Origin of the sequence: Collinsella sp. AF16-8, from assembly GCF_003462695.1 — a bacterium.
GTDB lineage: Bacteria > Actinomycetota > Coriobacteriia > Coriobacteriales > Coriobacteriaceae > Collinsella.
Map to the genome: position 1 here is coordinate 1 of NZ_QRXX01000013.1, position 20,960 is coordinate 20,960.

19 protein-coding genes, 1 tRNA gene and 1 pseudogene are annotated in these 20,960 nt (G+C 59.9%); 11 read left to right on the top strand and 10 right to left on the bottom strand.

What is annotated here, in order from left to right; all coding sequences use genetic code 11:
- A pseudogene (locus tag DWW73_RS10170) lies at positions 1-558 on the top strand (hypothetical protein); the annotation flags it as partial.
- Here DWW73_RS10170 and DWW73_RS09600 read toward each other — a convergent pair.
- Complete coding sequence (locus tag DWW73_RS09600) at positions 555-1,319, bottom strand: carboxymuconolactone decarboxylase family protein (protein WP_055251066.1); 765 nt, start codon at positions 1,317-1,319, stop codon at positions 555-557. The pseudogene DWW73_RS10170 and the gene DWW73_RS09600 overlap by 4 nt on opposite strands.
- Before the next feature lie 63 nt (positions 1,320-1,382).
- Positions 1,383-1,922: a flavodoxin family protein gene (locus tag DWW73_RS09605; protein ID WP_117563601.1), complete on the bottom strand. Its 540-nt coding sequence runs from the start codon at positions 1,920-1,922 to the stop codon at positions 1,383-1,385.
- A 105-nt stretch (positions 1,923-2,027) separates the two neighbouring features.
- On the opposite strand from DWW73_RS09605, the gene DWW73_RS09610 reads away from it, so the two are divergent.
- The 4 genes from DWW73_RS09610 to DWW73_RS09625 all read left to right on the top strand — a co-directional run bounded on the left by DWW73_RS09610 (position 2,028) and on the right by DWW73_RS09625 (position 5,418).
- A complete protein-coding gene (locus tag DWW73_RS09610) occupies positions 2,028-2,468 on the top strand; it encodes a MerR family transcriptional regulator (protein WP_117563602.1) in 441 nt (146 codons plus the stop codon).
- Positions 2,469-3,250: 782 nt separating this feature from the next.
- Entirely contained in the window at positions 3,251-3,880 is a 630-nt protein-coding gene (locus tag DWW73_RS09615) for a class I SAM-dependent methyltransferase (RefSeq protein WP_117563603.1), read from the top strand.
- On the top strand, positions 3,867-4,472 hold the full coding sequence (locus DWW73_RS09620) for a class I SAM-dependent methyltransferase (protein WP_117563604.1): 606 nt from the start codon (positions 3,867-3,869) through the stop codon (positions 4,470-4,472). Before DWW73_RS09615 ends, DWW73_RS09620 begins: the two co-directional genes overlap by 14 nt.
- A 115-nt stretch (positions 4,473-4,587) precedes the next feature.
- The gene (locus DWW73_RS09625) at positions 4,588-5,418 is read left to right on the top strand and encodes a class I SAM-dependent methyltransferase (protein WP_055251056.1); all 831 of its coding nucleotides are present in this window, start codon (positions 4,588-4,590) and stop codon (positions 5,416-5,418) included.
- 154 nt (positions 5,419-5,572) lie between these two features.
- Here the strand turns inward: DWW73_RS09625 and guaA are convergent, their stop codons facing one another.
- A complete protein-coding gene (gene guaA, locus DWW73_RS09630; RefSeq protein ID WP_035136929.1) occupies positions 5,573-7,171 on the bottom strand; it encodes a glutamine-hydrolyzing GMP synthase in 1,599 nt (532 codons plus the stop codon).
- Positions 7,172-7,437: 266 nt separating this feature from the next.
- Between guaA and DWW73_RS09635 the strand changes: the two genes are divergently transcribed.
- Entirely contained in the window at positions 7,438-8,451 is a 1,014-nt protein-coding gene (locus tag DWW73_RS09635; RefSeq protein WP_117645891.1) for an asparaginase, read from the top strand.
- A 22-nt stretch (positions 8,452-8,473) separates the two neighbouring features.
- Here DWW73_RS09635 and DWW73_RS10430 read toward each other — a convergent pair whose 3' ends face one another.
- On the bottom strand, positions 8,474-8,692 hold the full coding sequence (locus DWW73_RS10430; protein ID WP_035136926.1) for a helix-turn-helix domain-containing protein: 219 nt from the start codon (positions 8,690-8,692) through the stop codon (positions 8,474-8,476).
- A gap of 76 nt (positions 8,693-8,768) precedes the next feature.
- On the opposite strand from DWW73_RS10430, the gene DWW73_RS09645 reads away from it, so the two are divergent.
- Positions 8,769-9,158, top strand: coding sequence for a hypothetical protein (locus tag DWW73_RS09645; RefSeq protein ID WP_117645894.1), 390 nt, complete (start codon positions 8,769-8,771; stop codon positions 9,156-9,158).
- Between the two features lie 9 nt (positions 9,159-9,167).
- Here the strand turns inward: DWW73_RS09645 and DWW73_RS09650 are convergent, their stop codons facing one another.
- The 6 genes from DWW73_RS09650 to DWW73_RS09675 all read right to left on the bottom strand — a co-directional run bounded on the left by DWW73_RS09650 (position 9,168) and on the right by DWW73_RS09675 (position 15,781).
- On the bottom strand, positions 9,168-9,551 hold the full coding sequence (locus tag DWW73_RS09650) for a DUF1648 domain-containing protein (RefSeq protein ID WP_089572786.1): 384 nt from the start codon (positions 9,549-9,551) through the stop codon (positions 9,168-9,170).
- Positions 9,552-9,562: 11 nt separating this feature from the next.
- Positions 9,563-10,639 carry a redox-regulated ATPase YchF gene (ychF, locus tag DWW73_RS09655; RefSeq protein WP_089572784.1) on the bottom strand — a complete coding sequence of 359 codons (1,077 nt, stop codon included), beginning with the start codon at positions 10,637-10,639 and terminating at the stop codon, positions 9,563-9,565.
- Positions 10,640-10,753: 114 nt separating this feature from the next.
- Positions 10,754-12,007 carry a 4Fe-4S binding protein gene (locus tag DWW73_RS09660; RefSeq protein ID WP_089572782.1) on the bottom strand — a complete coding sequence of 418 codons (1,254 nt, stop codon included), beginning with the start codon at positions 12,005-12,007 and terminating at the stop codon, positions 10,754-10,756.
- A gap of 151 nt (positions 12,008-12,158) precedes the next feature.
- Positions 12,159-13,226 (bottom strand): glycerol dehydrogenase, encoded by a 1,068-nt coding sequence (locus DWW73_RS09665; RefSeq protein WP_117645896.1) that lies wholly within the window; start codon positions 13,224-13,226, stop codon positions 12,159-12,161.
- A gap of 147 nt (positions 13,227-13,373) precedes the next feature.
- Positions 13,374-14,474 carry a glycerol dehydrogenase gene (locus DWW73_RS09670; RefSeq protein ID WP_117635909.1) on the bottom strand — a complete coding sequence of 367 codons (1,101 nt, stop codon included), beginning with the start codon at positions 14,472-14,474 and terminating at the stop codon, positions 13,374-13,376.
- An 83-nt stretch (positions 14,475-14,557) separates the two neighbouring features.
- On the bottom strand, positions 14,558-15,781 hold the full coding sequence (locus DWW73_RS09675; RefSeq protein WP_089572776.1) for an iron-containing alcohol dehydrogenase: 1,224 nt from the start codon (positions 15,779-15,781) through the stop codon (positions 14,558-14,560).
- Between the two features lie 500 nt (positions 15,782-16,281).
- Here DWW73_RS09675 and DWW73_RS09680 point away from each other — a divergent pair, with 500 nt between their 5' ends.
- The 4 genes from DWW73_RS09680 to DWW73_RS09700 all read left to right on the top strand — a co-directional run bounded on the left by DWW73_RS09680 (position 16,282) and on the right by DWW73_RS09700 (position 20,801).
- Entirely contained in the window at positions 16,282-17,358 is a 1,077-nt protein-coding gene (locus tag DWW73_RS09680; protein ID WP_117645898.1) for a hypothetical protein, read from the top strand.
- Positions 17,358-18,401: a hypothetical protein gene (locus DWW73_RS09685; RefSeq protein ID WP_117648513.1), complete on the top strand. Its 1,044-nt coding sequence runs from the start codon at positions 17,358-17,360 to the stop codon at positions 18,399-18,401. Before DWW73_RS09680 ends, DWW73_RS09685 begins: the two co-directional genes overlap by 1 nt.
- A gap of 45 nt (positions 18,402-18,446) precedes the next feature.
- Positions 18,447-20,624 (top strand): MurT ligase domain-containing protein, encoded by a 2,178-nt coding sequence (locus DWW73_RS10330; RefSeq protein WP_233506791.1) that lies wholly within the window; start codon positions 18,447-18,449, stop codon positions 20,622-20,624.
- A gap of 100 nt (positions 20,625-20,724) precedes the next feature.
- Positions 20,725-20,801 (top strand) — tRNA-Glu (locus DWW73_RS09700).
- The last annotated feature ends 159 nt before the right edge of the window (positions 20,802-20,960 follow it).

Sequence of the window (20,960 nt, forward strand, 5' to 3'; positions counted from 1 at the left end):
TCCCTCATCGGCCATAAGGACTACTTCATCCTGAGCACCAATGTGGACACCCAGGCCGAGAAGACGTTTCCCGACGAGAGAACCTGTAACTATCAGGGAAGCTTCGCGCACCTTCAGTGCAAGCAGCCATGCTGTGACGAGCTCTTCGACGCGAGCCCCTACGTCGAGCGCATGCTCGCGGGCATGGCGGGGTTCGAGGTCCTCAGCGAGGATGTCCCCCGATGCCCGCACTGCGGCTGGCAGCTTGTGCCGTGGGTGCGCGACGACACGTTTCTGCAGGGTGCGGCCTGGCGCGAGAGCCTCGGACGATACGAGCGCTTCGTGCGCGAGCGCAGCGATCGCCGCGTGCTGTTGCTGGAGCTCGGCGTGGGCGAGATGACCCCCGGCATCATCACGCTCCCGTTCTGGAGCATGACCGCGAAGCTGCCGGATGCGCACCTGTTGAGCGTCAACATCTCGAACGGCTCGGCTCCGTTGCAGCTTGGAAGCAAGGCAGGGGCGATCCAGGCCGATTTGGGCGCCCTGCTCTCGGTGGCGCGGACGGGCGACGGTGCTTAAGCCTCCTTGTTGGTCGCTTTAAGGTATGCATCGTCGCCCACGGGCTCCAGCCACTCGTTGGAGGTCTCCTCGCCCGGAACCTCCAACGCGAGATGCGAGAACCAGCTGTCGGGCGCGGCGCCGTGCCAGTGCTTCACCCCCGGGGCGATGTTGACCACGTCGCCGGGGCGCAGCTCCTGTGCCGGCTTTCCCCACTCCTGGTAAAACCCTCGACCAGCCACGCAGACGAGGATCTGCCCACCGCCGCTTTTGGCGTGATGGACGTGCCAGTTGTTGCGGCAGCCGGGCTCGAACGTCACGTTGTGGACACCGACCTGCTCGGTGGAAAGGGGCGCGAGGTAGCTTTGCCCGATAAAGTACTTCGCGAAGGCGTCGTTGGGGGCACCGATGGGGAAAACCATCTCGTTTTGGTGCTGAGCCCTTGCGTCGGCGGCATCGTCGGCCGCCCAGACCTCCTTCGCCATGCGGAAGGCAGCCCACGCCTTGGGCCAACCCGCATAAAACGCCGCGTGCGTAAGGATTTCCGCTATCTCCGTCCTGGTCACTCCATTGTTCTTTGCGGACATCAGGTGATATTTGAACGAAGAGTCCGTCAGCCCCTGCGACATCAGGGCAACCACCGTCACCACGCTGCGGTCGCGCAGGGAGAGCTCACTCTCTCGGCTCCACACCTCGCCGAACAGCACGTCGTCGTTGAGCTGTGCGAATTTGGGAGCGAACTCCCCCAGGGCGTCTCTGCCTGCCGTCTGTTTAACTGCCATGATCGATTTCCTCCTGTCGATAGTTTTGGCACAAATCTGTTTCCGCGCGGCCAAACAGCCCGGCTAGATTCCCATGCCCATTCGCCGCGCCTGCTCCAGAGCGGGATGCCCGGCGATTTCGCCCACGCCGTTCACGCCGCCGGCGAAAACCGTTCCAGCGAGCGTGCAGCGGGAGAAACAGTCAACCCATCCCTGCATCGCCTTTTTCGCCCCGTCGAAGGTCGAGCGCCCGTTCTCCGCCGCCGTCGCCAACAGATATGCCTCGGTGAATGCATAATCGGAGCCAAAAAGCGGGTTAGCGCGGTCCAGCATGGTTTTGAGCTGGCCGCAGACGCTGTAGTAGTAGACGGGCGTTGCAAACACCAGCACATCCGCATCGTGCATTTTGGCGGCAATTTCCACGGCATCGTCTTGGATGACGCAACGCCCCAACTTTAAGCAGGCAAGGCAGCCCCTGCAGAAGCCCATTTGCTTCTCGCGCAGACGCACGGTCTCAACGCTGTGACCTGCCTCCCGCGCGCCGTTGGCGAAAGCCTCCGCCAGCGTCTCGGAATTGCCATTCTTTCGTGGACTTGAAGAAACTATCAAAACCGTTTTGCCCATTACGGAATACCCCTTGCGCTCCCGATTTACATTGACGAGAATGAAGGTAATACCTAAACCTGACTTTAGGTCAAGGAATGAATTCGACATTGTTTCGGAGGAGCCATGTACACAATCGGACAGGTGGCGGAAATGTTCGGTTTGCCCGCTTCAACGCTGCGATATTACGACAAGCAGGGATTGTTCCCGGGGCTGGAGCGGGCATCCGGCATTCGCCGATTCAGCGATACGGAACTCGAAGCGCTTCGGGTCATCGAATGCCTAAAGAAGGCTGGAATGGAGATCAAGGACATCCGGCTGTTCATGGAATGGTGCGCAGAGGGTCCCTCAACATACCCCAAACGCAAGGCCATGTTCGAGGAGCGCAAGGCCCACATGGAGTCGGAGATCGTGAACATGAACCGCGCGCTCGACATGCTGAAGTTCAAATGCTGGTACTACGAGCAGGCAATCCAAGATGGCAACGAGGATAGAGTGAAGGCGCTGATTCCCGATAATTTGCCAGAAGAAATCAAAAATACCTACGATAACGCCCACACTCAATAATGCCGCCCGATGCTCAAGGGGCTTTGGCAAGGAGTCGTTTTAGGCAGATATGCAAAAAGATAGCCTCCGAACCAGAGGGTCCGGAGGCTTTTATTCCCGTTATTTCGCTGGTGGCTTTACTCTATGGCGGCGCCGAAACAGCATCAGGCGGTACTCGACGGTATCAAAACGCGAGTTCAAAAGCCAGTTCCCGCTATTCCCGCTCAGTGACTAATCCAGGCCGAGTGTTGTCGATGCGTGTCGCGTCGTACCGCCTAAGGGCCAATTCGTGCGCAATTTGGGCGAATCAGGCCCTTAATTCGCGATTTTGTGAATGACTCAATTGATTCGCAAAACCGCAGGTCGCCTTTTTAATCACTCCCTAGTTTCCGCCGGGGTTCGTAGCGGGTGGCGTGAAAAGGGGTGATTCAAAGGGTCGGAGAGATGTCTATAGCGCAATCTTCTGGTATTGGCGCAGTGAGGGACTTCTCACCTCCATCAGTCCAAATCGTCAAGCTCCGAAAGACGTCGAGCTAGAGAAAAGGACCTATTTCCCGTCATGGATTGGGTTTACCTGCATGACTAGAGCCCTGGTGTAATTGGCTGGATCACCGTTCCGGGAACCGGTATCGACCTACCTGTCCGCCAAGCTCCTTCTTCAGCTCCAGCTTAGTATCTGACTCACACCGTTATAAGCAAAACCGAAGAGATGCGTCTTGGCCAAGAAATAAGGTTAGCCTTATCTTACTGCATGATTCGTGTGTTATAGTTAGATTGCTCTAACTGTTTGGGGGGCGATAGCCATGCACGAACGCAAGGGCTTCTGGGACAAGAATGCCGGTCGGTACGACCGTTTCATGCGAAAGGACCGGGCGGCGTATGAGAAGATGTATGAGCTGATCAGGCCGGTGGTGAAAGCAAAAACCGTACTGGAGGTTGCCACCGGCACGGGGCTTATCGCAAAGAGCATCGTGGATGCGGCGGTGCACATCGAGGCTACGGACGCTTCTGCACAGATGATCCTTGAAGCAAAGCGGGACAATCAATCCGCAAAGCTGCACTTTTCCGTACAAGATATGTTCCGCCTGCCCTATGCACAGAAGTCCTTCGAAGTGGTGATCGCGTCCAACGCGCTTCACATAGTGCCGCATCCGGAAAAGGCACTGCAAGAAATCAGGCGGGTACTGAAGGACGACGGCGTGCTCATCGCGCCAACCTTCACCCACGCGGGGAACTCGGTTTCCGGCAAGGCAAAAGCCTTTTTCATGAGTATGGCGGGATTCCCCCTCCACAGCAGGTGGACAAGCGAGGAATACCTGCGTTTCCTGCGTCAAAACGGCTGGGCGGTGCAGAAAAGCGCGGTGCTGAAGGCCTCGTTCCCATTGACCTATGCGGAATGCACGAAATCGGAGGGGCCAGATGTCGTTCTTTGAAAACACCCGCAAGCCCGTGGGCCTCGGCGGAAAACTTATGGTTGCCATGATGAATCTGGGCCACAGCCCTGTGGCGCGGTGGGGACTTCGATTTCTACGACTTGCGCCAAATGCCAAGGTGCTGGATTGCGGCTGCGGCGGCGGGGCGAACATAAAACGGCTGCTGAAAAAATGCCCGCATGGCGTCGTCAAGGGCGTCGACTATTCGCCCGTCAGCGTGGAGAAGACTAGAAAGCTCAACCGAATTGCAATTCAGGAGGGGCGTTGCGCCGCTCTGCAAGGCAGTGTGGCGGATATGGTGTTTGAGGATAGCTACTTCGATGCCGCCACGGCCTTTGAGACCGTCTATTTTTGGCCTGATTTGCCCCGATGCTTCCGTGAGGTCTGGCGGACGCTGAAGCCAGGCGGGACAATTCTTATCTGCAACGAGAGCAATGGCGATACGGACAAGGACGAGAGGTGGACGCAGATCATCGGCGGCATGACCATCTACAAGGACATTGAATTAAAGGCATGTCTGGAGCAGGCGGGTTTTCACGAGGTGCAGATACACAAAAAGAAAAAGTGGCTCTGCGTCACGGCGCGGAAGTAGGGGTATCAAGCACGGGCATTTTTGCATCCATCCTGCACATGGCGATAGGCATGACGGTCATAGCGGCTATGCTGGCGGCAATTATGACAGTTTTTATTCACTGAGGAAGAAACCTATGAAATGTAAAATTGAGAAAAACACCGTGCAGGAGACGCTGATCCTCCCGCTGTATTCCCGGAAGCTGTGTACGGAGTTGTACCCGAACCTTTACAGGGATGAAACAGCGGTTCGTCTGCTCGACCAGATCGACTACGACTTTTCAGAGGCAGAGAAAAACTCCCGCAGCCTGATACAGCGCTTTGGTGCGCTGGAGGTGGCCACACGGCAGAGTGATCTTGCTTTCGAGGTGCGGGATTACCTGAAAGGCCACCCCAATGCGGCGGTGGTCAATCTGGGCTGCGGGCTGGACAACACCGGCAGAACCTGCGACAACGGTAGATGCAAGATCTACAATCTGGACTTCCCGGATGTGATTGCCTTGCGGCAGCAGCTACTGCCCGCCGGGGATCGAGAACAAAATATCCCCTGCGACCTGAAAGACACCGCATGGTTTAGCAAAATCGATGCCTCCCGCGGGGCGGTGTTCTTTGCCTCCGGGGTGTTCTATTACTTTCTGACCCAGCAGGTCCGGGAACTGGTGCGGGGGATGGCGGACGCTTTCCCCGGCAGTGTGCTGGTCTTTGATGCTGCCAATCGGACGGCGGTAAAGATGATCGCAAAAACATGGCTTAAGACTGCAAAAATCAAGGATGTGGGGGCATATTTTGCGGTTTCGGATGCCGCCAAGGAAATCGGCACGTGGGACAGCCGTCTGCAGGTCACAAGTCGCGGCTATATGCTGGGCTACAACGATTTGAGAGACTCTTCTGTCAGCTGCTTTTTCCGGTTTCTCGCAAGGGTCGGTGACAACGGGATGAAAATGCAAATCGTGAAAATAAGATTTTGAGAGGCGAAAACGAAGCGCATTCACTTTGACGTCGAAGAAGACGGCTTTTACGGCGCATATTGGGCGTGCAAGGACACGCATACAGCAGCGGGCACGGATTCAATTGAAACCGTGCCCGCTATCTGATACTATATTATTTTATCGAACGTATGTTCTATTCCCACTCAATCGTCGCGGGCGGCTTGGACGTGATGTCGTAGCACACGCGGTTGGCGCCGGGAACCTCGGCCACGATGCGGCCGGAGATGCGGGCCAGGACGTCGTAGGGCAGCTTGGCCCAGTCGGCGGTCATGGCATCGCTGGACTCGACGGCACGCAGGATAATTGGGCGCTGGTAGGTGCGCTCGTCGCCCATAACGCCGACGGACTTAATGTCGGGCAGGACGGCGAAATACTGCCAGCAGCTATGCTCGGAGTTGCGCTCGCCGGTCTGCTCAAACAGACGCTGGTTATAGGCGTCGAGCTCCTCGCGCACGATGGCGTCGGCATTCTTGAGGATCTCGAGCTTCTCCTTGTCGACCGCACCGATGATGCGGATGGCCAGACCCGGGCCCGGGAAAGGCTGGCGGAACACGATATGACCCGGCAGACCGAGCGCCAGACCAAGCGCGCGGACCTCGTCCTTAAAGAAGTGGTCGAGCGGCTCAATAAGGTCGAAGTGCACGCCCTCGGGGAACGGGATCAGATTGTGATGGCTCTTGATGGTAGCCGTCTTGCCGCCCGTCTTGCGAGCGCCGGACTCAATGATGTCGGGGTAGATGGTGCCCTGAGCCAAGTACTTGACCGGCTTGCCATCGGTCTCGAGCTGCTGCGCCACGGCGAAGAACTCTTTCCAGAACTGCGTACCGATGATGCGGCGCTTCTCCTCGGGCTCGGTCACGCCGGCCAGAAGCTCGGCATAACGGTCCTCGGCGTGGACGTGGATAAAGTCGACGTCAAACTGCTTGGTGAAGACCTCCTCCACCTGCTCGGGCTCGCCCTTGCGCAGCAGGCCGTGGTTGATGAACACGCAGGTCATCTGCTTGCCCACGGCGCGAGCGCCCAGCGCAGCCACGACGGAGGAGTCGACGCCGCCGGACAGGGCCAGAATCACGCGGTCGTCGCCGACCTTCTCGCGGAACTCGGCTGTCATGGTCTCGACCAGGTTATCCATGCTCCAGTTGGGCTCCAGGCCGCAGATCTCAAACAGAAAGTTGCTCAGCAGCTGCTGACCGTACTCGGAGTGCTTGACCTCGGGGTGGAACTGCGTGGTGAAGATCTTGCGCTCGACGCACTCCATGGCGGCAACCGGGCACACGTCGGTGCTGGCGGTAACGGTAAAGCCCTCGGGCACCTCGGACACGGCGTCGCGGTGGCTCATCCACACGGTCTGCTCCATAGGCGTGGAGTTAAAGAGCTTGGCGCCGGCCGTACGCGTGATGGTGGCGCGGCCGTATTCGCCCACCTCGGAGTGACCGACCTTGCCGCCGAGCGTCACGGCCGTGATCTGATGGCCGTAGCAAAAGCCCAGAACGGGAAGGCCCAGGTCAAAGATGGCGGGATCGATGGACGGAGCGTCCTCGGCATACACAGAAGCCGGGCCGCCAGAGAGGATGAGCGCAGAGGCGTTCATTTCGCGAATCTCATCGGCCGAGATGTCGCAGGGAACGATCTCGGAATACACGTTGAGGTCGCGGACGCGACGGGCAATGAGCTGACCGTACTGCGCACCAAAGTCGAGTACGAGGACCTTTGCGGAAGCCTTTTGATCCATGGTTTCCCCCTCTTGTTGGCGGGGAGCCTGTGCCCACCCGCGCGAATAAACGAAAACAGCTTACATAGTGTACACGTTATATGGGGTTTCTCGTCCCTCGCAGCCATCAGCGCACGGCAAACGCACGACCGGGGCCTATTTGACGGCAATTGAAGTGTTACCAAACGTTACAGATGATGTAATACGTTTGAACATTGGACGCCCTGTGCCACAATACTGCCGAACGACTCCGCCTCTGCGGCGGCAAATACGATAGGAATACCAGCATGAAGCGCATCCTTCTCATCGCCACGGGCGGCACCATCGCATCGACCGAGGACGGCAACGGCCTCTCCCCCGCCCTGACCGGTGAGGAGCTCGCCCAGAGCGTCCCCGAGATCTCGGGCCTCTGCGAGCTCGACGTCGTGCAGCCCATGAACATCGACAGCACCAATATGCGTCCGAGCGACTGGATGCGTATCCGCGACGTCATCGTCGAGGGTTATGCCGACCACGACGGCTTCGTGATTCTGCACGGCACCGACACCATGAGCTACACCGCGGCGGCGCTTTCCTATCTGATTCAGGACAGCCCCAAGCCCATCGTACTCACCGGCTCGCAAAAGCCCATGGGCAATCCCTTTACCGACGCCAAGCTCAACCTGTACCAGAGCCTGCTCTATGCGCTCGACGAGCATTCGCACGACGTCTCGATTGTCTTTGGCGGCGTAGCCATTGCCGGCACGCGCGCCCGCAAGCAGCGCACCATGAGCTTTAACGCGTTCATCAGCGTCAACTATCCGCCCATTGCCTATATCCGCAACGACCGCATCGTTCGCAACGGACTCCACGGCACTCACCAGGACGAGAACCCGGTTCGCTTCTACGACAGCATCGACCCGCGCGTATTTGCCCTTAAGCTGACACCCGGCGTGAACCCGGGTATCCTGGACGCTCTTGCCGATAGCTACGACGCTGTGATTCTGGAGACCTTTGGCATTGGCGGTATCCCCGAGTTTGGTGAGTCGGGCGAGTCGTTCCAAGAGGCAATTTTCCGCTGGGTCGATTCGGGTCGCACTGTCGTTATGACCACGCAGGTCCCCGAAGAGGGCCTTGACCTGGGTGTTTATGAGGTCGGCCGTGCCTACGCCGATCATCCGGGCATTTTGCGCGGCGACGACATGACCACCGAGACGCTCGTGGCCAAAACCATGTGGGCACTCGGCCAGTCACGTGATGCGGCCGAGATTCAGCGCCTGTTCTACAGCCAAGTCAACCACGACCGCATCCCGATGGCGTAATTCAGTTGTCGACGGGTATCCCCTATTCGATCCCCTCGAGAAGCTCTGACACCGTCATGCCGAGTGCGGGCGCGATCTTAAATAGAACCTTGAGCGTGAAATTTGCCGTCCCATCTTCGATTCGGTCGAGGTAGGGTCGGCTGATTCCTGTCGCCACACAAAAATCAACCTTGGAGATACCAAGGTCCCTGCGTGTCTCTTCGACCCGCCTGCCAAGAATCTGTTTCGCACGTTCGTCCATGCAGCCGAGTTTGAAATGGAGCTGAACAAAAACGTAAACTATAGTTTACGTTTTGCCGAATACACAGGAGTTTTCTATGTCGGGTTCTTCGGTCCGCATGTACCGAGCCACGCTTCGCACAAACAGCGCACCGCCCAAGCTCGTCGTCGTTGAAGCCGAATGCCTTTCGCCCGATGAGCGCACAGCATTTGCATTACTATCAAGTCGCGTCGCCGCCGTTCTGGTCCCTTGCCCGGCGCAAGGCGAACTTGCCATCCAATGCCAAGCGCACAGCTGCTCGCTCAATCAGGCTGCCGTAATCGCAACCAGCCAACGCGGCCTGCCGCTCCTTTTAGAAGCCGGTATCGCACTCGCCCTCCGCGGCTCCGGATACGAAAACGAGGCCGCCGCCGATATGGTCTTTAAACCACGATCGAGCGGCGGCCTCGCAACAGCCATTGAATATGCGTGCAGGCTCGTTGCCTAAAAGGACAGGCTAGAAACCAAAGCCAAAGCCTGTTCCGGTAATAGCCGAGTACATAAAGTAGACGTTGATTACATTGAGGAACACACCCGTGATGCAGCCGTTTCGCAGGTAGCGCTCGCACACGATGCGCGCCATGGCGGCGGAGTCATCATTGTTTTTAGCCTGACGTCCTGCCGTAAAGTACGTCGCCACGCTCAGCAGCAGGTTGAGCACCGGCAGTGCCAGCAGCTCGTAGCTCTTGCCCCAGCGCGTCACCTCACCGGCCGCGTTAAACTTCGTTGCCACCTCGGGACCAATGTTGGGGATAACACACGCTGCAACCACCAGCGGAATCACCGCAAGTACGAGCAACGCAATACCCATGTAGCCAGCTTTTTTGCCATATTTAAACATATGCGTCGTCCTTACACGTTAAAGCGGAAGTGCACGACGTCGCCATCGGCCATGACATACTCTTTGCCCTCGATACGCAGCTTGCCGGCGGCCTTGGCGCCCTGCTCGCCACCGAGCTCGATGTAATCGTCGTAGCCAATGACCTCGGCCTTAATAAAGCCGCGCTCAAAGTCGGTGTGGATGACGCCGGCGGCCTGCGGAGCGGTTGCGCCCTGACGAACCGTCCAGGCCTTGACCTCCATCTCACCAGCCGTAAAGAACGACTGCAGGCCAAGCAGCTTGTAGGCGGCCTGCGCGAGCACGTCCAGGCCGGGCTGCTCCAGGCCCAGGCTCTCCAGGTAGTCGGCAGCGTCCTCGGGATCGAGCTCGGAAAGCTCGGCCTCAATCTTGGCGCAGATCGGCAGCGGCTTGACGCCATCGATGGGCGCCAGGTCCTCGTTGAGCATATCCTCGTCCACGTTGGCCACATACAGGATGGGCTTCATGGTGAGCAGGAACAGGCCCTTGGCGGCGGCGCGCTCCTCGTCAGTCATCTCCATGGATGCGGCGCGCTTGCCCTCGTTGAGCCAGGCAAGCAGACGCTTGGCGACCTCAAACTTGGGCATGAGCTCCTTGTCGCGCTTGGCCTCCTTCTCGAGCTTGGGCAGCTGCTTCTCGAGCGTGCCCATGTCGGCCAGGATGAGCTCGGTCATGATGGTGTCGGCATCGCCGGCGGGATCGACGAACTCGCCGGTGCGGCCCACCTCACGCATGACGTTGGGGTCCTTAAAGTAGCGCACGACCTCGCAGATGGCGTCGGTCTCGCGGATGTTTGCCAAGAACTGGTTGCCCAGACCCTCGCCCTCGTTAGCGCCCTTCACCAGACCTGCGATGTCGACGAACTCGACCGTAGCCGGCACAATGCGACCCGGGTTGACGATGTCGGCGAGCTTTTGCAGGCGGCTATCGGGCACATCGACGATACCCACGTTGGGGTCGATCGTGGCGAACGGGTAGTTGGCGGCAAGGCCGGTCTTTTTGGTAAGCGCGGTGAACAGCGTCGACTTGCCCACGTTGGGCAGGCCCACGATACCGATGGAAAGGGACACGACAGCTCCTTTTGATACAGGTACTTCAAACTGCATAAGTATAGCGCCGCCGCAGCATCCAGGCGAACCCGGACGCCACGGCGGCGCAAATGAAGCAGAGATAGGGGTCGCTGACTAGTCTGCGAGCTTTTCCACCTGATCGAGCATCTTATCGAGCTTGGCCTTTGCCTCGGCCTTGACCTTCTCGGCCTCCTCGTGAGCCTTCGCCTTCTGGGCGGCCTTTTCCTCGGCCTCGGGATCGGCGACGACCAGATTGGACGCATCGTGTTCGACCAGCTTGAGCGCATGTTCGGGACAAACCTTGACGCAGGCTCCGCAACCCAAACAATACGTGGACTCCAGTGCAAAGCGACCGCTTCCCACCAAATCGCAGGCGGACGTGGGACACGCGTTAACGCACTCGCCGCACGACGTGCACTTGTCAAAATCGCACTCCGGCGTGCTCACCTGCATGTTCTGGGCAAGCTCGGGGTGGTTTTGCAGCGTCGAGAGCACCAGCTGGCGCCCATGGGTGAGCGAACGGCGACGCTTGGTCGTCGTGGTGCCGCACATGGTGTTGAGCGTGCGCTCCAGCTGGGTGATCTGATGGCGATGGGCTTTGAGCTTCTGCGTCACCGAAGCCAGTGCCGCCGTCGCCGGATTGAGTTTGGTCACGGTCAGGCCCGTGGTACGGGCGATCTTTTCCATGTATTCCTTGCGCTCGTACTCGCGGCGCTTATGGCATTTGAGGCTCTTGGGGTCGACCTCCAGGCCCATACCCGTACCAGCCCATTCCTCGGCCTTCGCAATCGCCTCGCCCAGCATGTCCTCGCCACCGGTGTTGCGGCATTTATCGCACACGCCCAGCGGCAGATACACACTCACGTTGGGATAGTCGGCCAGCACCGAGAACCAGGTCTCGGCTGTAATATCGCCCACGCAGGCAACGACGACCTCGTTCTCGCGCGGCATGCGCTTAAGGGCGCGCGTGCAGGTAACGTAGGCGGTCTCGTGACTTGTAGCCGCCGAGACAATGTCGTCATACAGGTTTTTGGGCGCCAGGCGCGGCGAGATGATCGCCTCAGTCGGACAGGCAGCGGCGCACAGGCCACACTTGCGACAGGAATCGAGGATCTCGATGGCATCTTCCTCGACCTCGATGGCGTTGACCGGGCACACGTCCATGCACGCGGTGCAGCCACTCTTTTCGTTTTTGCAGGTCAAGCACGGAATGGTGTTGCCGCGCGGACGCTCCTTGTAGTCAGCAGGATTCCACTGCGGCGCCGACGGATCGAGCGCATCGGTCACACCGCCAAGCGGGTTTTTAAGAAAGTCGAAACCCTTGCTGATCTCGATAATGTCATCAAACAGATCGTGTTCCTGCGCCATGCGCGGCCCCTCCCTGAGCAGTGCAAACAAGCAAGAGATAATGATACGCTATCGGCCCACGCCTCGGGCAAATTACACGCGGAGCATCTTTGCGGCAAATAGCCCATGGCCTATCGCCGCCTCGATTGCACAAGGCCAATCAAGCGCCAAACTATGCCTCGCACATGAGCTGCACGAGCTTTTGCCTGGTCACCTTTGTCTGTTCGTTGGCCATGTTGCGCTCGTTCTTAAAAGTTGCGTCAGCAACGCTCAGCAAATCGGCATCGGTAATCTCATCAAGCCCCAGCTCCTCAAGCGTCGTCGGCAGACCGACGCGCTGGCAAAACTCGAGCACCTGATCAAGCTCGGGTGCACGCTCCAGGCGCAGCTGCACCACCAGACCAAATGCCACGGCCTCACCATGCATGGCCTTGCACTCGGGCAGAATCGTCAGCCCGTTGGCGATGGCATGCGCCAACGCCAAGCCGCCACTCTCAAAGCCGACACCCGAGAGCAAAATATTGCACTCGATCAGGCGTTCAACCGCTGGCGACGTACGCCCCTTTTTGAGATCGCGCTTGGCAGCGACACCGCACTCCATAAGTGTGTCGTAGCAGGCACGAGCCGCAACCAGAGCCAAGTGCCCCGGCGCGCCACCGTGCTCGTTGGCGCCGTGCGCCGCGGCGCACGAACGCGCCTCGAAGTACGTTGCCAGCGCATCGCCCATACCAGCGACCGTCATACGCAGTGGGGCCGCTGCGACCACGTTGGTATCGACCACGACCAGATCTGGATTCTTCTCGAGCATCAGGTAGCGGTCGAACGACCCATCCTCGTGATACAGCACCGAAATCGCGCTGCACGGACCATCCATTGAGGCCGCCGTGGGACATACGCACAACGGCAACTCGGCATAAAACGCTACTGCCTTGGCGATATCGAGCATCTTGCCACCGCCAATACCCACCACCATGTCGCAATACTCAGCCTGGGCTTCCTTAGCCATTTCGGCAACAGCCTCTTCCGTACACGGACCGTTGTAAATTTTAAAGAACGGCTCGCTTAGATCGTCGTCCAGAAATCCATCGACAATCTGCCTGCACAGCCGATCCTCGGTGCCCTGGTCAAACAAGACATAGGCAGCGCAGCCCAACCATGACAAATACCTGCCCTGACGCGAAAGTTCGCCCGGCCCCTGAACATACCGACCGGGACCGCCGTAAACCATAGGAAGCGCCATACGAGAATCCGCCCTTCATCAAACAACGATTGGTGCAAAGTAACCTGACCCCTTTGCACCAACTTGGTGCGATGGGGTCAGGTTGGTTTGCACCATAGCAAAAAGGGGCAAAGCCGTCTGCTGGCTTTGCCCCTTCCTTAGCTTGATTTACTCATCCATAAGGTAGTAGTGACCCAGCGCGTCGGCACCCAGGATGGCGTTTGCGACCATCTCGGGCGTCACCTCAAACGGCATGTTGCACATGGTGTCATCGGGCGCGCAGGCGGCCTCGGCAACAATCATGGCCTGCTCGCGCGTAAGCTCGGCAACGCCAAGTTCCTTCATCGTGACCGGCAGGCCCAGCTCAATGCAGAAGCCCAAGACTTCCTCGAGTTTCTCAGTCGGAGCATCCTCGAGTACCAGCTGAACGATGGTGCCAAAGGCGACCTTCTCGCCGTGATACATGCCGTGGCACTCGGGCAGCATCGTCAGGCCATTGTGGATGGCATGAGCAGCAGCAAGGCCCGAGCTCTCAAAGCCAATGCCCGAAAGCAGCGTATTGGCCTCGATGATATGCTCGACGGCAGGCGTGAGCGCACCCTTCTCCAGCGCGACCTTGGCCTTGACGCCATCGGCCATAAGCGTCTCGTAGCAGAGCTTGGCAAGCGCCAGACCGGCCATGCCGCCTTTGCCACCAGCGCAGGTGCCACCGTCGGCATCGTGCGTCGCCTGGGCCTCAAAGTAGGTTGCGAGCGCATCGCCCATACCTGCCACCGTCAGGCGTACCGGGCTCGCCGCGATAACCGTCGTATCCATAAGAACGATATTGGGGTTCGCCTTAAGGAACAGGTACTTATCGAACTGGCCGTCATCGGTATAGAGCACGGAGAGCGCCGAGCACGGGGCATCGGTCGAAGCGATGGTGGGGCAAATGATGACCGGGGACTCCAGGTAGTAGGCGACGGCCTTGGCGGTGTCGAGGATCTTGCCGCCACCGACGCCGACGATGATGTCGCAGCCGTTGTCGCGCGCGAGCGCAACCAGGCGATCGACCTCGCTCTTGGAGCACTCGCCGTTAAAGTCCTCAAACAGCAACTCGGCCTTAGCCTCGGCAAAACCACCCTCGATCTTGGCACCGACGCGCTTCTTGCCCGAAGGCGTCACGATGACGAGGGCCTTAGCGCCGAGCGGCTCGACATAGGAGCCGAGCTTGGCGAGCTCGTCCGGACCCTGGATGTACTTGCTGGGGCTATTGAAAATTGCAGCCATAACTATCCCATTCTCTAAAAGAAAAAAGAAAGGGGCTCCGTACAGATACGTGCGGAGCCCCTCGTTACGATAACAAGAGTCGATTAGAAATCGATGTCGGTGTCGTAGTAGCAGGCCTTGAGGATCTTCTCGAAGTCGGCAGCCTTGGTCTCACGCGGGTTCTCGGGCGTGCAGGCGTCGGTCTCGGCGTTCGCAGCGATCTCGGGCAGCTTGGCGAGGAACTCCTCCTCGGAAACCATCTGCGGGTTCTCGGCGTCGACCTTCACGCCACCATTCGCGTAATCCTTGATGGACTGCGGAATGTTGAGCTGGTCGTTGAGATCGCGAATCTTCTGGACGAGCGCAGCGATGAGCTCCTCGTTGGTCTCGCCGGGAAGGTGCAGGATCTCCTTGGCCACGTAAGCGTAACGCTCAGCAGCACGCGGGTCCTTGGAGTTCCACTGGATTACCTTGCCCAGGTACATGGCGTTAGCGGCACCGTGGATGATGTGGCCGTTCTCGAAGGCAGCACCGGTCTTGTGAGCCATGGAGTGAACGATGCCGAGCAGGCCCGAGGAGAAGGCGATACCGGCGATGCACTGAGCCTCGTGCATGTGCTGACGGGCCTCATGGTCGCCAGCATAGGACTTGGGCAGCCACTCGACGATCTCGCGGATGCCGTGCAGGGCGTTGGCGTCGGTGAACATAGAGGCGCAGGTGGAAACGTAGGCCTCCATGCAGTGGGTCAGAGCATCCATGCCGGTGTGGGCGCACAGCTTGGCGGGCATGGTGTAGGTGAGCTCGGGGTCGACGATGGCGACATCAGGGGTGATGTTGAAGTCGGCCAGCGGGTACTTGATGCCCTTGGCGTAGTCGGTAATGACGGAGAACGCGGTGACCTCGGTAGCGGTGCCGGAGGTAGAGGAGATGGCGCAGAAATGAGCCTTCTGACGCAGCTCGGGGAAGCTGAACGGCTGGATGATGTTATCGAAGGACTCCTCGGGATACTCGTAGAAGACCCACATGGCCTTAGCGGCATCGATGGGCGAGCCGCCGCCGATGGCGATAATCCAGTCGGGCTCGAACTCGCGCATGGCCTCGGCGCCCTTCATGACCGTCTCGATGGACGGGTCGGACTCGACGCCCTCGAACAGCTTGACCTCGAAACCGCCTTCCTTAAGGTCGTTCTCGACGTCCTGCAGGAACCCGCCGCGGCGCATAGAGCTGCCGCCAGAAACGATGATGGCCTTCTTGCCCTTGAGGTTCTTCACCTCGTGGCGAGCGCCCTCACCAAAGTACAGATCGCGAGGATTGGTAAAACGTCCCATACTGTGCCTCCTAAACAAGCCCCTCTTAGACTTGCGTATATAACGGAGCACCCGATTGGCTCCGTTAGGACCGTTTTGCGCGTTGCCGGCGATGACAATGCGCGATGTCTAAACGTCTCAACGCTCAGACAAACACTATTCTACCGTTCTGGTTGGTCAGTTATTCACCTAAAGCCGACAATGATGAAACGTTTTTTCTATCCCTGAAGACCCTTGTGGGGCATTCATACTCCCAAGCTGGGCAAACGTTTTATCAAGGTTGACCACATATCCCGGGCAGGACGGTGCTCCTCCAAAATGTGCCCCGTTCGCCGCCAAAAATCGACCGTTTGCGGCACCGTGATACCACTCGGTCGTCCAAGGTGCCGACATTTGTGCGACATCCGTCTTCGTGGTGCAAAGGTGCAAGTCCAAGTGCGGCACCCCCGGTGTGCCACATGCGGGTAAACTAGAACCTTATATAGAGACATTTGAACCCTAACCGCAGCAAAGGAGGCCCCATGGCATTCGATCCCATTCAAGAGGATTGCCATCGCCTCGTTCTTGAGGCCTTGCGCCGCGACAATATCCCGCTCACCGACGGTGCCGCCGTAGAGCGTCTGATGGAACAATTCACCCGCAACCCTGCACCGCTCATCGTGCACGACCGCGACCGCGCCGGGCACCTCATTGCCAAGGTGGTCGAGGCTGTCGACTACCGCATCCCCTTTATCCCCGACGACGCCCAGGCAGAGCAAGAAGAAGCCGCAGCCGAGAACATGCTCCGCGAGGCAGCCGCGCTCGATCCGGCCAACTGGGATGCCCAGCGCATGCTGACGGCGCTCACCGCCGAATCCAACGAGGAATACGTACAGTACCTGGTGTCCAAGTGCGATGAAGTCGAGCATGACCTGGCGCTCAAGATCGCCTCGGCTCAGGACCCCTACGAGCGCGAGGCCGCTGGCGACCTCACGCGCCGCCCCTATCTGCGCTGGCTTGCCGCCTTGGCATCGCGCGCCCTCATTAGCGGCCGCTATCGCATGTCGCTCGAAGCCGCAAATCGCAGCTTGGACTTTGCGCCCAACGACCCCGCTGGTGTCCGCCACACCGCGATGCTCGCCATGGCAAAACTCGAATACCCCGCCGAGGAGCTCAAGCGCTTTCGCTCCGCTCACTCCGTGCCGTACCTCGCGAATACCCCGCTGCGCCGCCGCCCCAAAGATGCGGAGCGTGACTTGGACCCATGGACGCTCATCGCGCTGATGAGCGCTGCTTGGCGCGAGCTGGACTACGAGGGCGCCGAGCACTACCTGCGCATCCTTGCGCGCTCGTGTCCGCACGCAGCCGAGGCGCTCTACTTCCAAACCGAGTTTCCCGATGGCGTCTATGCCCGCGTCAACGTGGGTGCAGGCTCCACCGACGAGCTTGTCCTTGCGCTGTCCGAGGCGACGCCGGTACTGCAGGAGGGCCTGGGCGCCCCCGACAACGCCAGCTTTGCCGCCTGGATCGCCACCAACGACATCGTGCGTTCCCAGATCGACGAGCGCATCCTGCGCGCGGCCGAGCAGGGGCTTCCATTTAAGGGAGGGGACCTCTAATGGATCCGAGCGTCTACATCCCCGCCTACCTGGAGCGCACCTATCTGGCGTCGCACCCCGAGCTCACCGATGCAGCACGCGAGCTTGTCCATAACGACATTAGCGCGAATCCTCAAAAGTATGCGCAGGCCGAGCATGCCCAGGCACTGCTGTCCTATGCCGGCGTTCATCGCCACCTGCTCGACGAGCTCCATCGCATCGAGGACATGGGCAGCGACGAGGAGTTTGAGCAGACGCGCAACCGCCTGTTCGACGACATGCGCGACGAGCTGCTCAAGATCGTCCGCGTCGATGCGCTGGCCGTCGACGCGCAGCTGCTCGCCATCATCCTGGCCGACACGCCCGTTGACGCCTGCCTGGGCGACCTGATGAAGCTCGAGGCGACCACGGCCGATTACCTGCAGCAAAGCGTGCCCGGGTTCGACATGGAAGCCCCGCACTACTGGGCCAATAATGTTTTGGCCGACGGTGTCACCGCAGCAGACCTTACCGTGAGCGAGCCGGCTCTTATCGGGTGGCTTCACACACTCGAGGCCATCTCGCAGCTGTGCATGGCGAGCGCCCGCTACCGCGCTGCTGCCAACTACGCCCGCCGCGTCCTTAAGGCAGAAGGCTATCCCACCCGAGCTGCCGGCACCGTGTTGCTCGCCCTCGCTCGCCTGGAAGACCAGGACGGCTTTTTCGCCCTAGCGCACCAGCTCGAGGAACAGGCGGGAGCCGATGCACTCGAGAACTCTCCTTGGTACCTGCTCGCCCGCACAATCCTATTGTTCAAAACGAACAAGATGCGTCCGGCGGTGCGTGCGCTGCGTGAGTTCGCTAACCGCTGCGAGGGCGGCGCGTTCTTCTTGCTGAATCCCATGTACCAGACACCGTACCTTCCCTGCCGGCCCGAGCCACGCGATCCCTGGGATCTTTCGCACCAGGCCGTTTGGGAAGCGGACGGCATTATCTCGGACACTCCAGACTTTGCCCCCTGGGCCAATGCCTGCGAAGACGTGTCGCAGCTTGCCCAGGAATTTGCGCGCCGCTACGGTTTTTAGTGACGCACTCGACCCGACCATATCGTTTACGTTAGGAACGGTTTCATGAATCTCCGCTCATCTCTTGCCTGCACCTCGAGCGATATCGCCCGCTGGGGGCTGCGCTCCGTCCTTAAGCGCCAGGGCGGCGTACTTCCCGGCCGCATCGCCATGAAGATCGACCCCGAGCTGCTAAGCGACCTCGCGAGCCTGGTCGACCGCAGCGTGGTGATCACCGGTACTAATGGCAAGACCACCACCTCCAACCTCATCGCCGACGCCGTTGCCGCCAGCGGCGCCACCGTGGTGTGCAACCGCGCTGGCAACAACATGGAGCCGGGCGTGGTGGGCGCGTTGCTCGAGGCGCGCGGCAACCTTAAGCGAACGGCCAGCAGCAAGCGCGTAGGCGTCTTTGAGTGCGACGAGCTCTACACGGTGCGCGTCCTGCCCAAGCTCAAGCCGACCTACTTTGTGCTGCTCAACCTGTTCCGCGACCAGCTGGACCGCTACGGCGAGATCGACCATACCCAGGACGTCATCGCCCATGCGTTGGAGCTCTCTCCGACGACAACGCTCATCTACAACGCCGACGATCCGCTGTGCGCCTCGATCGCCGCGCGCGTCCCCAACACGAGCATCGCCTTTGGCATCGACGGCGCCACGGGCACCGAGTCCGACCGCATTAGCGACTCGCGTTTTTGCTCGCAGTGCAACGCCCCGCTGGAATACGACTATGTGCAGTACGGACAGCTGGGCGCCTATCATTGCCCTTCGTGCGGCTGGGGTCGCCCCGCGCTGCTCCGCCGCGTGACGGGCGTTGAGCTCGGCTGCGACGGCTACGGCTTTGACCTGGCCTTTGGACCTGAGGCCAACGCGCCCGCCGTGCACATCGCCACGCGCTACAACGGCCTGTACATGGTCTATAACGTCGCCGCCGCCTTCTTTGCGGCGCACGAGCTGGGCGTGGACGCGGCGCACCTGCAGCCCACGCTTAATGCCTACGTGCCCGCCGGCGGACGCATGGGCCGCTGGGATATTGCCGGCCGCACCGTCGAGGCCAACCTGGCCAAGAATCCCGTGGGCTTCGATCGCCAGATCCAGTCCATTAAAACGGCAGGTGGCAGGCTCTGCGCCTTCTTCCTAAACGATAACGATGCCGACGGCCACGATGTCTCGTGGATCTACGATGTCGACTTCGAGCGCATCGCCGACACGCCGGGTCTTGTCGCCTTTGCCGGAGGCACGCGTGCGCACGACATGCAGGTACGCCTCAAGTACGCCGGCATCGATGCCGCGATTATCTCGGACATCGCGCAGGCGATCGGTGCCGTGGCAGACGAGGCCGCCGATGACACCTTCTACGCCGTCGCCAACTACACGGCCTTCCCGCCGCTGGTCAAAGAACTCGACGGGCTGAAGGGTGCCGATGCAGCCACGGTTGCTGCCCGCGCCGTAGTCCGTGCCGACGGCAGCGCTCTTCCTGTCGGCATCGCGCCGGTCGAGCTTTCGCGTCCCCTGCGCATCGTCTACCTGTATCCCGATGCCCTTAACCTCTACGGTGACGGCGGCAATGTTATCGCGCTCGAGCGCCGCTGCGCCTGGCGTGGCATTCCCGTGCGTGTAGACGAGGTCCGTATGGGCGAGACGCTTGATTTGACCGATGCCGATATCGTCATGATGGGTGGCGGCTCCGACCGCGACCAGCTAGCCGTGGCACACGAGTTGCTCGCCCAAAAAGACAAGGTCGCGGCCTATGTTGAGGATGGCGGCTCACTGCTTGCCATCTGCGGCAGCTATCAGCTGCTCGGCCGTTCGTACTATATGGGCGAGGATCGCATCGAGGGTCTGGGCGTCATTGCCGCCGAGACAGTGCGCGGCTCCGACCGCCTGATCGGCAACGTCGCCGTCAAGACCGACCTGGCACCCGAGCCCTTTGTGGGATTCGAGAACCACGGCGGCCGCACCCTGCTCGACGCAGAGGCGACGCCGCTCGGAACGTCCGTCGTCGTGGGCACCGGCAACAACGGCGACGATGGCTTTGAGGGCCTCATCCACAAGGGAGTCATCGGCACGTACTTACACGGGCCGGCACTGCCCAAGAACCCCGAGCTCGCCGACTGGCTCATCGCCCACGCCCTCGAACGCCGTGGCGACGCACAGGCCGCCGCCCTGTTGCCGCTCAAACCCCTCGACGACGCCTACGAGCACGCCGCCCACGACGCCGCCATGAAGCTCCTCCCCTAGCACCCCACCACCACAAAGGGGACAGGTACCTTTGTGGTGGTTTTCCAGTTTGCCAACGATATACGCGCCGGCAAAAAAGTCTGCTATACTCTTTCCCGCTGTCCCCATCGTCTAGCGGCCAAGGACGCCACCCTTTCAAGGTGGATATCGCGGGTTCGAATCCCGCTGGGGGCACCATTTGAAATGCAAAGCCCGTTACCCTTGTGGTGACGGGCTTTTTTCTTCTCCAACGCCGGGATTCGAACCCGACAGGGTGCGGAGCTGAGGAAACGCGTAAGCGTTTGGTACCGTCAAGATTCTTTCGCAAATTGATCGAGGCGGCCTCGGCCCCGCCTT